Raw genomic sequence first — 12,517 nt, forward strand, 5'->3', positions numbered from 1 at the left:
ATTTTTTTTCACGGTTAATTTGAAATGTTTATCCTGCTGAAAGCTAAAATTTTTAAGGCTTACTGTTAAATGTGCAGAGGATAAATGTTTAAAATTGTTATTATGGAGAATACTATAATATCCGTCGGAATTTTTTTTGATGGGGCAGGAAGCAACGGGCTCAATGCAACTTCAGATAAAAAAACATTGACTGATCACATAAGTTATCACGCTTTGCCAACCAATATATATAAACTTTTTAAAGTATTCGACGGGAATGAAAAATTATATGTAGAAGGAATTGGAACAATAACAGGTTCCGAAGACAGTGATTTTGCAAAGGCTACCTGTAAAAATCCTACAGGATATTCCGGCTATTCTTCGGATGATAAACTTCGGAAAGCATATGCTTTTATTGAAGATAAAATAAGAGACACAACCAAAGAATATCAGTTTTATGTTTATGGATTTGGAAGAGGAGGTATGCTGGCGAGGAATTTTTGCTATGAACTGTTAAAGCGGGGGCCTTCAATTTCAGGGCATATAAAAATAAAGTTCCTTGGAGTGTTCGATACTGTAGAATCAGCTCCATTTAACCAATACCACGTAAAGTTATCGCAAGGAGTGGAAAATGCCCTTCACTTATGTGCGATGAACGAGTGCCGGTATTTTTTTCCGCTGACCGGTTTTTTTGAGAACTCCCGTACTATGAATGATTCCGAATTTATGACTGACAAATACGTCTGGAAAGAAATTTTTGTTCCGGGTGTTCATGCGGATGTTGGTGGAGGGTATCTTAATAGCTCACAATCGGTATATATTTCAGGAAATTATTTTGAGGTTTCAGATGTTAATGATTATGTTTCTCATGTAAAAGAGACAGCCAAAGACACAGAAGAAAATAAAATATGGGATATACCTTTAAGGAATCATCGGATCGATGAGGGGGATATCCTGTCCCTGGCATATGTTGAAAAAGAAATGGTATATAATGATCTTTCAAAAGTGTACGGGAGTTTAATGCTCATGCAGACAAATTCCGTGGCTCCGGTTTTTATCACTGACTTTAGTGAAAGTGATTTTACATTAGATCCGGAACATTTTTATTTGGAAACCCTTTATAATGAGCTGGAAAAATACACAGTTAATCTTAAATCAGGCCAGAAACCTTTATATGATTATGAAAAGCTTGCATGCTATATTCATATTTCAGCCAATTTCGGTTTATATAAAAAAGGGCAACTTCAAAAATCACAAGCTTTAATGTATAAGGAGATCATAAACAGTGGACTGAATGTTCCGTTTAAATCCTTAGATAATAACTTTCATTCTGCTCTCCGGACCGAAATGTTTTTTCCGGAAGATATGTTCATTACAGATTTTGCTTATGAAAGTAATATTCCAAACAATGATGATTGGATACGATCTATTATTTATTAAGTAAACCGATAAATCAGATGTTAGCCCTTTTTTACTTGAAACTTATGTAATAAAGCGCCGCATCCAGGAGGCTTTTTTTATTTCTGGTCTATTCATTTCTTTTTCCGTATTTTTGCACCCGAAAAATATTCAGTATTAATTCTTAAATTATATCATTAAATGCTTTCGGTTCAAGGTCTAGGGTTACATCATTCGGGAAACTATTTGTTTCAAAATGTGAATTTCACAATTAAAAAGGATGATAAAGTTGGTTTAGTAGGTAAAAATGGAGCTGGGAAATCCACTTTATTGAAAATGCTTTCCGGAGAAATTACATTCTACGAAGGAAATGTAGTCCCTGATGGAAATATCACCATTGGTTTCTTAAAGCAGGATCTGGATTTTGTGAAAGGAAGAACTGTTTGGGATGAAACCATGCAGGCTTTTGAACAGATTAATGCCTGGAAAAATGAACTTGAGGAGGTGAATCATCAGATGACGGTAAGAACAGATTATGAAAGTGATTCTTATACGGATTTGATCAACAGAATGACTGAGTTAAACGACCTCTTAATGCACCATGATGCTTACAATCTGGAAGGCGATATGGAAAAAGTATTATTCGGGTTAGGCTTTAAAGCAGATGATTTTAAGAAAATTACGGATGAGTTTTCCGGAGGATGGAGAATGAGAATAGAGCTGGCAAAACTGCTTCTTCAAAAGAATGATGTAATGCTTCTCGATGAGCCTACCAACCACCTTGATATGGAATCCATCATCTGGCTTGAAAACTTTCTTAAAGATTATCCTGGAGCGATTGTACTGGTGAGTCACGATAAACAGTTTATGACTTCTGTTTGTAACAGAACTTTTGATATTAATAACAGAAAGGTTGATGATTATAAGGCAAATTATACCAAGTATCTTGAACTCAGAAAAGACAGAAAAGAAAAGCTGATTCAGGCTAAAAAGAATCAGGATGCAGAAATAAAACACACCGAGGACCTGATCAATAAATTCCGTGCAAGTGCTTCCAAAGCCGCATTTGCCCAGTCGTTGATTAAAAAGCTTGAGAAAGTAGAACGTATCGAGGTGGAAAATGAAGATGTTTCCAAATTCAATATTCGTTTTGTACAATCGGTTGTTCCCGGGAAAGTTAATTTTGAAGCTATAAATCTTGGAAAAGCTTATGGAAATAAGCAAATATTCGATAACGTAGACTTTATGGTCCAACGTGGAGACAGGATTGCTCTTTTAGGGCAAAATGGACAGGGTAAAACAACTTTGGCAAAAATTCTTGCAGGAGAAATCAAAGATTACACAGGAACCTGGAATTTAGGACATAATGTAAATATCGGATACTTCGCCCAAAACCAGGAAGAAGTATTAACACCGGATAAAACGGTTCTGGAAGAAGCGGAAGATGCTGCTACGGAAGAAACCAGACCTAGAGTAAGAGATTTGCTGGGATCATTCTTATTTCAGGGGGAAGCTGTTACCAAGAAAACCAAAGTATTGTCGGGGGGAGAAAGAAACCGTCTGGCGTTATGTAAATTGTTATTGCGTCCGTTCAACACGTTGATTATGGACGAACCTACCAACCACCTTGACATCCAGTCTAAGGAGATTATCAAGCTGGCATTGCAAAAGTTTGAAGGAACATTGATCGTAATCTCTCACGACAGGGAGTTCCTGCAGGGTCTTTGTGATAAGATCTTTGAATTCCGGGATGGGAAAATGAAAGAATTTCTGGGAGATATCAACGAGTATCTGGAGTACAGACAAAAAGAATCCATCAGGGAAATTTCTGCGGAAAAGGCAAAGCTTCATAATGATGATGTAAAAGAAGAGGCTAAGCCAAAAGTTGAAACACCTGAAAAAACTGAAGCAGTATCTCAGCCCAAATCAGGATTTGTAAGTAAGGAGCAAAAAAATATCCAGAACAAAATAAAGAAAGTAGAAGAAAGGATTTCCGAATTGGAAACTCAATCTGAAGAAATGGAAGCCTCTTTTGCAAAAGAAAACCCTTCAGAAGAGAGCCTGGAAAAATATAATAAAGTAAAAGCAGACCTGGAGCTGGCTTTACAGGAGTGGGAACATTTAGCATCTCAACTCGAGTAAACCTCGAAATATGATCAGATGTTTTAATTGAGGTTATTATTTTTATTGAATAATTACAATTATTATTGTTATTTTTGGTGCATGATTTTTAAGGAAACCAGACAATTAAAGAATTTTATCTCCAGACTTTTGTTTGGGATCTATTTTCTTGCGCTGTTTTCTCAAAGCTTTCACCACCATGATGTAGTGGATAACTTTAGAAATTTTAACCTCAAAAAATCTGAAAATACCGTTACAAAAAATGTAGCGAAAGAGAAGGTAGGCGATTGTTTAGCTTGTCATTTCCTGGCTACTGGTCATACTTTGGTACCCGAAGAATTTAATTTTTCTTTCGAGGGGTATACACAAGAGGTAAAGCAGGTTATTACCATTCAGGAGATCATTTGGTCTCAAACCAAATTTACTTTTCAGCTTCGGGGACCACCCGCAATTTCATAAATTCATAGATCTTTATCGGATTTGTCTTATATCTGAGACTTCAATGTATGCCTGACAAGAAAAACATCAGGTAGGTATTATGAGGTACGATAGAAATAAGACTAAATGTATTGGAGAATTATCATTACATCAATACATTTTACTTTGTACAATTTAGAATTGTATAAAAAATAAAGCAACAAACTTTTACGAAAAAATGTACTTTTTAAGTACGCAATCTATCTATTTACAATGAAATTGATATATAGCTTATTACTGATCTTTTGCGGATTGGTATTAACAAACGCACAAAAAACTTATACTGTTGAAGGCACCGTTCAGGATTTTCATGATAAAAGCATGCTTGAAAATGCAGTTGTGAAAATAGGAGACTTTACGGCTAAAACGGATAAAAAGGGTAAGTTTTTATTCAGCAAAATTCCTTCGGGATCTTATAATCTCATTGCAAAGCATCCTGATTGCCATGATTATACTGAAAATATAGGAGTGGATCAGGATCTTCATTTAACCATCGTCCTGGAACATCACATTCAGGATATTGAGACGGTGACTATTCATGGAAACCATAAATCAAACGGATCTTTGATTATTAAGACCATTGATAAATCTGAAATAGAAAAAAATTCCACTGATAACTTGGGGAATTTACTATCCAAGATTTCAGGTGTTAATGCTTTGAAGACCGGAAATAATATTTCGAAACCCATTATTCACGGATTATATGGAAGCCGTATAGCTATTATGAATAATGGAGTAAAGCTAGCGGAACAAGAATGGGGAGTAGAGCATGCTCCTAATGTGGATATTAATAATTTCCAGCATATAGACGTTATCAAGGGGGCGTCTGCTCTGAAATATGGGAGCGATGCAATCGGAGGAGTTATAGTTATGGAACCTGAAATTTTCCCTAAAAAAGACACGCTAAAAGGTTCTGTGAATCTTTCAGGTATTTCAAACGGGAAAGGTCTTGGGTTAGATGTAAATGTTGCCAAGATCTGGAAAAACGGATGGGCGGTAAAATCCGGAGGATCCATTAAAAAATTAGGTGATCAGCATACTCCTGATTATAACTTAATGAATACCGGGATGGATTTTTCATCATTTAATTTTACAGTTCAGAAGAATACCTATGAACAGGGAATTTCTTTTGATTATTATCTTACTAATCAGGATATTGGGATTTACAGAGGTTCGCATGTTGGAAATAATAATGATTTTTATAATGCGATGACGCTGAATATTCCTGTATATACGGGGAATTTTAGTTATGATATTGATAATCCAAGACAGGTTATAGAACATCATATTGCCAAAGTTTCTGCTTTTAAAAGATTTGAAAATATTGGTAAGGTATCTGCAAGTTATAGCTTTCAATACAACCATAGGCAAGAATATGATATAAGAAGGGGAGATTTAAAAGATATTCCCTCTTTGGATCTGGCATTGATGACTCATCAGTTTAATGTGAACGATTTATTAGAAAGAGAAAAATGGTCGTTGGAAACTGGAATTGACGCAAGTTTTCAGAACAATTATTCAGATCCGGCCACAAAAGCAAGACGTCTGATCCCTAATTATGACAAATATTCTGCGGGCGTTTACTCTGTTTTTAAATACAAAATTTCAGATGAATTGAATGCAGAGGGAGGTGTAAGATATGACTTTAACCGATATGATGTAACAAAATGGTATGACAAAAGTGATTGGGATAAATTATATAAAGCGACTTATCCTCAGTTTTATGTGAAAACAGATAAAAACAGAGTCTTAACACGTCCGAAACTTAATTATGAAAATATTTCTTTTAATGCCGGACTGGAATATCATCCTAGCTCAAATTTTAATCTGAAATTTAATTATGCTAAAGTAGGAAGAACACCTAATATTGCTGAATTATTTTCCGATGGGTTGCACCATTCTGCAGCGGTAATAGAAATTGGAGATATGGGCTTGAAAAATGAACAGGGACATCAATTTAATTTAGTTGCTGATGCTAAATTTAATGTACTGAAGGGATTAAACATATCAGTAAACCCTTATTTTTTCATAACTAAAAATTACATTAATGAAATTCCTACCGGGGTTCAGAATACGATAAGAGGTGTTTTTCCTGTATGGTCTTATCAACAGATTGATGCCAAAATGTATGGTGTAGATGTGGATGTCAACTGGAAACTTACAGAAAACCTTACCTATATAGGAAGAGGAAGTTATGTTAATGGGCAGGACGATTCAAATAACGAACCACTAATCCTGATGATGCCACCTAATTTTTCCAATGCCTTACAGTTTAAAATGGAAAAATGGAATCAATTCTATTTCAGCCTTGAAAATCAAACCTTTTTAAAGCAAAATAGATTTCCTATTCATAATGCTCCCATTACTATTTTTGAAAATGGTGTAGAAGTAGAAAAGATAGTAGATTTCAGCACTCCCCCGAGCGGATATTCACTTTGGAATATTCAGACTGGTATTAATATCAGCAAAAACCTTTCTGCAGGACTTATCGTTAATAACCTATTCAACGTTTCATACAGAGATTATCTTAATCGTATGAGATTTTTTGCAGATGAAGCAGGAAGAAATTTTATACTTAATGTTAGATATCGTTTCTAATATTTTACCATTACAAATCAAGATTTTAAAAATTTAAATTAAAAAAAATGAACAAATTATTTAACACTAAAAATATTATCAAACTAATAGGTATTTTATTCATCGCAGTTTCTATCGTATCTTGTCAAAGAGATAACTCAGCAGAAGAAGATGATCTGCCTCAGGAAGATCTTACTAATATTATTTTATTGGTAAAAGATGTTGCCACGCAGATAACCGTACCTTACAATTATAGTGTAGGTGCCGGAGGGGCACAGTCGATAAAATTAGAGAACGGGAAGACATATGAAGTAGAAGTGCAGTTCAAGAATGGTAATGAAGATGCAACCCAGGAAATTAAAGATGCAAAAGATGAACATTTTTTAGTGTACAATTTCCCTAATTCTGATCTTACACTAACCAGAACCGATGATGCAAGTTCTACAAGAGGTGATGGAAAACATGTAGGACTTAAAACAAAATGGGTAGTGACCAAGGCCGTAAAAAATGCATCAGCACAAAGCCAGCTTATTCTTACTCTGTATCACGAACCAGCCACCGTTTCCGAAGCTTCTTCAGTAAGTGGAAACGGAATAGTGTATGGAGCTCAAACAGGAGGAGAAACCGATGCTCAAGCTACTTATACGATTATAAATTAAAAAAAACAGCAAATAGATAAAACCACTGAAAAATTCAGTGGTTTTTTATTTATAAATATTTGATGCCGAAGAATTTATCTTTAATAGTTTATTTTGATAAAAATTTCATATTTTTGCAACCTAAAATTTTAATCAATAATGAAGGTTACCGCACAAAACCATGATGACGTAAGTGCATTACTTACTGTAACATTGGAAAAATCTGACTACAAAGACAAAGTAGAGAAGCAGTTGATTAATTATGCTAAAAATGCGCAAGTTCCTGGTTTCAGAAAAGGAAAAGTGCCTTTAAGTATGGTTAGAAAACAATATGAAGCAGGTATTGCATTCGAAGAGATCAACAAACAAGTTTCTGATGCTTTAAATAACTATGTAAACGAAAACAAGTTAAGATTAGTTGGCCAGCCTGTACCTCAACCTGTAAATGATTTCAATCATAATGCAGATCAACTTGAAGTTGCTTTTGAAGTAGGATACGAGCCTGAATTCACTATAGATTTAGCTAAATATGAAGCGCCTCACTATAAAGTAGAAGCTTCTGATAAAGAAATCACAAAAAGCATTGAAAACATGCAGAAGCGTTTCGCTGAGCAGGTTCCTCAAGATAAGATCACTAAGGATTCTTATATTGCTTTAGAGGTTTCTCAGGTTGTAGAAGAAGATGCTGAAGGAGAGCACCACCACCACCCGAAAAATGTTACTATTACAGCTGAAAACAAAGAAGCTTTCAAATTAGTTAAAGCTTTAAAAATGGACGGTTCTGTAAAAGTTTCTAAAGAAACATTGGCAGGTGATGAAGAATTAGCTAAAGAATTAGGGTTTACTAAAGAAGAAGTTGAGCATTTACACCACGCTGAAGTTGAAGTTAAAGTAAAAGATTTCTATAGCCTGAACTTAGCAGAACTTAATCAGGATCTTTTTGATAAAGTATACGGAGAAGGAAACATCAAGTCTGAAGAAGAGCTTAAAAATAAAGTTAAGGCTGAATTAGATGAGTATTTCCAGCAAAATGCTGATGTTCATTTTGTGAATAAAGTATTGGAACAAATTACAGAAAAAGAAGAAGTAAAACTTCCTGAAAATTTCCTTGTAAAATGGTTACTATTCTCTAACCAGAATATCCAGACTGAAGAGCAGGCAAAAGAAATCCTTGAATCTGAGAAAAAACAATTAAGCTATCAGATCATCGAAGGTAAATTGATGAATGATAACGATATTAAATTGGATTATGCTGATGTTCTTGCACAAGCTGAACAATTAGTAAGAAACCAATTGGCGATCTACGGAATTCACCATTTAGGAGATGAAGAAATTCAAAAGTATGCTGTTGAAATGTTGAAAGACCAGGAGCAGGTAAGACAGATTTCTTCTGAAGTAGCTATGACTAAATTGAAAGATGTAATTCTTGAAAAGGCAAGCAAAAAAGAAACTGCAATTTCGCATGACGAGTTTTTAGAAGAACTTAAAAAATAATTTATTTTTAAATAAATATTTTAAAACCACCAATTTTGGTGGTTTTTTGTTGTAAAAAACATAGATTTTATATCGGGCAATATTCCTATATTTACGTAATAAATAAATTATATGAAAAAGATAATCATTCCGTTTTTCTGTGCAGTGCTTTTTTCCACTTCAGTAGCAGCACAGCAAAAAACAACCGCTGCTAAAACAGAAGCAGTAAAATCGAAACTGACACCTAAAGAAGTAATAGATAATTATCTTAAAGCTTTGGGGGGAAGAGATAAATTAGAAGCTATAAAAACAACCGTTATAGAAAATACCGTTACTGTACAAGGGATGGAAATTGCTATGACGACTAAAAAGATGGGAAATAAATTCAAGTCCGTACAAAGCGTAATGGGGCAACAAATGACTCAGGTTTTCGATGGCGAAAAAGGAACTTTTGACCAGATGGGACAAAAAATGGATATTCCTGCGGATAAAATTGCTGACCTTAAAAAAAGCAAAACAGTTGATGCATTGGGATATGATCCTGCTTCTTTCCAATCCGTAAATGTAGAGAAGATAGATGGTAAAGATTATAATGTGCTAACTTCAGATAAAGGAAAATACTTCTTTGATGCAACTACAGGATTGTTATACAAGTCCGAATCAAAAGAAGGTACAGCGATTGTAAAAGATTACATGACTGTAGACGGATTGAAGTTCCCTGGAGAAGTAGATGCCGAAGGAAATGGACAGAAAGTAGTTATCAAAACCACTAAAATTGTTCTGAATTCCGGTGTTACCGATGCTGATTTTAAATTATAATAAGGTAAAACCTACAGCTTATAAAAAAATAAAAACCGCAAAATCTGCGGTTTTTATTTTTTTAATTTCCATATTCTTTTTTCCATTCTTCAGCAGCTTCACTTAGAACGGTATAGAATTCATCACCGTATTTCCTGATAAGGGGTGTTTTCAGGAATTTATAAACAGGAACCTGCAATTCTCTTCCCAATGTACATGCATCGCTGCACACAGACCATTCATGGTAATTTAAAGCAGTAAAAGAAGAGTATTCCGTAATTCGTATTGGATACAGATGACATGAAATCGGCTTTTGCCAGTCAATAGCACCGTCTTCATACGCTTTTTCAATTCCGCATTTTGTAATACCTTTTTCATCGAATGTTACATAGGCACACTCGCGGTCTTCTACCATTGGCGTTACATACATTCCGTCAGAGGGATCGGTTGTCCATGTTCCCTGTTCTTCAAGAGCTTTTACACCTTCTTTCGTCAGATAAGGTTTGATTTTATCAAAGATATTATCTAAAATTTCAAGCTCGTTTTTATCTAAAGGAGCTCCAACATCTCCCTCCACACAACATGCTCCCTTACATTTGGTAAGGTTGCAAACAAACTCCTCGGAAAATATTTCCTCGGAGATTAATTTATCGTCTATCTGAATCATAATCTTTTTAAAATAAATTAAAATACGTACCTATTTTAAAGGTAACCAAACTCAAAATAATCAGCCAAAGGCTGACTTCCTGCATCCAGTATTTGGGCAAAAAACGCATCATCCGGCTCAGTATGATACTGGAAGGAAATGCGAGGAGCAGTAAATATTCATAGCTCTTATTCATATACAGGATAATAGTAACCAGCTGAGCTAAAGAGAAAACCAATAGGAAGGTATATTTATATCTGCTTATCGGGCTTTTTTTGTTGTAATTTTTAAAGTGATCATATACCGCATAGATCAGCATTAATGCAACCGGGGTTAAAGGGATAATTCCTCTGTAATCTGTAATCAGTTTCATCTTTCCAAATGGGAAATAATCAAGGTTCCAGGTGGTAAAGTCCATAAAGAACATGACAGAAAAATAACTGAACACGATCAGGATAATTCCAAGTAAAAATCTGAATATATTTAAACTTATTTTTTCAGAGGTTGCAATAACGTGTATAACTACAAAAACGGCCATTGGCCATGTAGTAGGTAAAAAAATAAAATTCAATGCAACGATGGCACCTACCAGGACATATGATTTTTTCCGGGTATCTTCATTAGCGCTCGTCAGAAGAAGCAAAAGAAAGGAATTGGTAAGTAATGATACGGCAATTCCGATATCAAGATTTCCCGGGTAGAGCCCGAAAATGAAAAATGAATATAAAAATAAGGGAAGATGAGTCTGGTGATTAAGTGCAATACTGTGAAAACAGAAATATCCCAAAGCAATTCCCAGAAATGTTATTCCGGCAACAATTGCTTCATAAGTATTGAAATTCAGGATGTTAAATATTATTACTATTAAAAGAAGAAAACCAATATAAACAGGAATTGAAAAAATATTGCTTTCTTTTGAAAGTAATTTAAACATTTTTTATAAATTTGTACAAAGTTAATTTAAAAAAGGAAAATAATGACGTCTTTCTTTCTATTCTTAAGCAAAGTTTTCAAATGGTCTTTCGGTTTTTTTGATTCCTTTGGAAATGTTTTAAACTGGATCCTATTTATTGTTTGCTGTGTGTTGTTCACCTATTGGTGTTACGTTCTGGTGGTTACACTGGGAGGTGATAAAGATAAAGACTACTATTCTCCAACAGAGGGAAAACACCCTTATTATGATCCAAGTATCTACAAAAAAGAAGGTTAATTAATTGGTTATATAGTAAAAAGCCGATCAAATAATTTATTTGATCGGCTTTTTTATAACGGTTAAAATTTACTTTTTTTATTCGTGAATAGGAAGCACCAAAACCGGAATTGTAGAGCTCTTCGTTAAACCTTTTGTCAGACTGCCTACAAAAACATCATAAATTCCACTTCTTCCATGAGAGCCCATTACGATATAGCTGGCATTTTTTGATTTAGCATATTCCAGGATAATATCTTTGGCAATACCTTGTTTTAGAAGATGCTCGCATTCTACATCGTGAGAAATAATTCTCTGTTCAAGCCTATTCAGCTGTACCAGTTCTTCTCTGATCTCATTTTCTTCAACTTCAGGAAAATACTGAAATCCCATATCACCAATAGCAAATCCAATGTCTGTAGGTGCTACATGGATCAGATGAATCTTGCCATTTATCTCTTTGGCAAATTTGATCGCACCATCTACGAGTTGTTCTGTTTTATCCCCAAAATCCACGGGCAATATAATGTTTATCATAACCTTTAATTTTGTTAACTAAAGATAGTGAAAAAAATATGAAATACGCTGTTAAATACTTATAATATTCGGATATCCAGAATTTTTTCATCCTCAAGGAATGCTTCCAGAATATCATTTTCTTCAACTTTCCCAACTCCTTTTGGAGTACCCGTAAAGATAAGGTCTCCCACTCTTAATGTGAAATACTGGGAAACGAACGCGATGATATCATCAAAACTGAATATCATATCCTTTGTGTTTCCGTCCTGTACCTTTTCTTTATTTTGCAGTAATGAAAAGCCTAAACTTTCCAGATTATAATTTTCTTTATTAAAGAAGTTTCCTACTACAGCCGAACCATCAAACCCCTTAGCTAATTCCCAAGGCAGGCCTTTTGATTTTAACTCTGTCTGCAGGTCCCTTGCTGTAAAATCTATCCCCAAACCGATTTCTTCATAATGTTTATGGGCGGAATCTTTTTGGATGTATTTTCCTCCTTTTGAGATTTTCAATACCACCTCAAGTTCATAGTGAATATCTTTAGAAAATTCGGGTAGGTAAAAATCATTACCCTTCAGGACAGCAGTATCAGGTTTGATAAAGATTACAGGTTTTTCAGGAATTTCATTTCCTAATTCTTTCGCATGCTCACTATAATTTCTTCCTATGCAGATAATTTTCATATGCTTATATTTTTTTATT

General features: G+C 34.5%; 12 protein-coding genes. 8 read left to right on the forward strand and 4 right to left on the reverse strand.

Going from position 1 to position 12,517, the window contains the following annotated elements:
* Nucleotides 1-102: 102 nt before the first annotated feature.
* The 7 genes from AAEU33_RS09050 to AAEU33_RS09080 all read left to right on the forward strand — a co-directional run bounded on the left by AAEU33_RS09050 (nucleotide 103) and on the right by AAEU33_RS09080 (nucleotide 9,482).
* On the forward strand, nucleotides 103-1,419 hold the full coding sequence (locus AAEU33_RS09050) for a DUF2235 domain-containing protein (protein ID WP_345992168.1): 1,317 nt from the start codon (nucleotides 103-105) through the stop codon (nucleotides 1,417-1,419).
* Between the two features lie 159 nt (nucleotides 1,420-1,578).
* Nucleotides 1,579-3,519 carry an ATP-binding cassette domain-containing protein gene (locus AAEU33_RS09055; protein ID WP_345992170.1) on the forward strand — a complete coding sequence of 647 codons (1,941 nt, stop codon included), beginning with the start codon at nucleotides 1,579-1,581 and terminating at the stop codon, nucleotides 3,517-3,519.
* An 81-nt stretch (nucleotides 3,520-3,600) separates the two neighbouring features.
* Nucleotides 3,601-3,957, forward strand: coding sequence for a hypothetical protein (locus AAEU33_RS09060; RefSeq protein ID WP_345992171.1), 357 nt, complete (start codon nucleotides 3,601-3,603; stop codon nucleotides 3,955-3,957).
* A 231-nt stretch (nucleotides 3,958-4,188) separates the two neighbouring features.
* Nucleotides 4,189-6,573, forward strand: coding sequence for a TonB-dependent receptor (locus AAEU33_RS09065; RefSeq protein WP_345992174.1), 2,385 nt, complete (start codon nucleotides 4,189-4,191; stop codon nucleotides 6,571-6,573).
* Between the two features lie 47 nt (nucleotides 6,574-6,620).
* Nucleotides 6,621-7,211 carry a hypothetical protein gene (locus AAEU33_RS09070; protein WP_345992176.1) on the forward strand — a complete coding sequence of 197 codons (591 nt, stop codon included), beginning with the start codon at nucleotides 6,621-6,623 and terminating at the stop codon, nucleotides 7,209-7,211.
* Between the two features lie 138 nt (nucleotides 7,212-7,349).
* Complete coding sequence (locus tag AAEU33_RS09075; RefSeq protein ID WP_345992178.1) at nucleotides 7,350-8,684, forward strand: trigger factor; 1,335 nt, start codon at nucleotides 7,350-7,352, stop codon at nucleotides 8,682-8,684.
* A gap of 111 nt (nucleotides 8,685-8,795) precedes the next feature.
* The gene (locus tag AAEU33_RS09080; RefSeq protein WP_172280201.1) at nucleotides 8,796-9,482 is read left to right on the forward strand and encodes a hypothetical protein; all 687 of its coding nucleotides are present in this window, start codon (nucleotides 8,796-8,798) and stop codon (nucleotides 9,480-9,482) included.
* A gap of 61 nt (nucleotides 9,483-9,543) precedes the next feature.
* Here AAEU33_RS09080 and AAEU33_RS09085 read toward each other — a convergent pair whose 3' ends face one another.
* Both AAEU33_RS09085 and AAEU33_RS09090 read right to left on the reverse strand, forming a co-directional pair.
* A complete protein-coding gene (locus tag AAEU33_RS09085; RefSeq protein WP_172280199.1) occupies nucleotides 9,544-10,128 on the reverse strand; it encodes a DUF3109 family protein in 585 nt (194 codons plus the stop codon).
* Between the two features lie 7 nt (nucleotides 10,129-10,135).
* Nucleotides 10,136-11,041: a DUF6427 family protein gene (locus tag AAEU33_RS09090; RefSeq protein ID WP_345992180.1), complete on the reverse strand. Its 906-nt coding sequence runs from the start codon at nucleotides 11,039-11,041 to the stop codon at nucleotides 10,136-10,138.
* A gap of 42 nt (nucleotides 11,042-11,083) precedes the next feature.
* On the opposite strand from AAEU33_RS09090, the gene AAEU33_RS09095 reads away from it, so the two are divergent.
* Nucleotides 11,084-11,317: a hypothetical protein gene (locus AAEU33_RS09095; RefSeq protein WP_172280196.1), complete on the forward strand. Its 234-nt coding sequence runs from the start codon at nucleotides 11,084-11,086 to the stop codon at nucleotides 11,315-11,317.
* Between the two features lie 78 nt (nucleotides 11,318-11,395).
* Here AAEU33_RS09095 and AAEU33_RS09100 read toward each other — a convergent pair whose 3' ends face one another.
* Both AAEU33_RS09100 and AAEU33_RS09105 read right to left on the reverse strand, forming a co-directional pair.
* Nucleotides 11,396-11,833, reverse strand: a complete 438-nt coding sequence (locus AAEU33_RS09100; protein ID WP_172280194.1) for a universal stress protein — start codon at nucleotides 11,831-11,833, stop codon at nucleotides 11,396-11,398.
* Nucleotides 11,834-11,892: 59 nt separating this feature from the next.
* Nucleotides 11,893-12,498: a fumarylacetoacetate hydrolase family protein gene (locus tag AAEU33_RS09105; RefSeq protein ID WP_172280191.1), complete on the reverse strand. Its 606-nt coding sequence runs from the start codon at nucleotides 12,496-12,498 to the stop codon at nucleotides 11,893-11,895.
* Between the last annotated feature and the right edge of the window lie 19 nt (nucleotides 12,499-12,517).

Source organism: Chryseobacterium sp. Chry.R1, from assembly GCF_039645525.1.
In the GTDB taxonomy this organism is placed as follows: domain Bacteria; phylum Bacteroidota; class Bacteroidia; order Flavobacteriales; family Weeksellaceae; genus Chryseobacterium; species Chryseobacterium proteolyticum.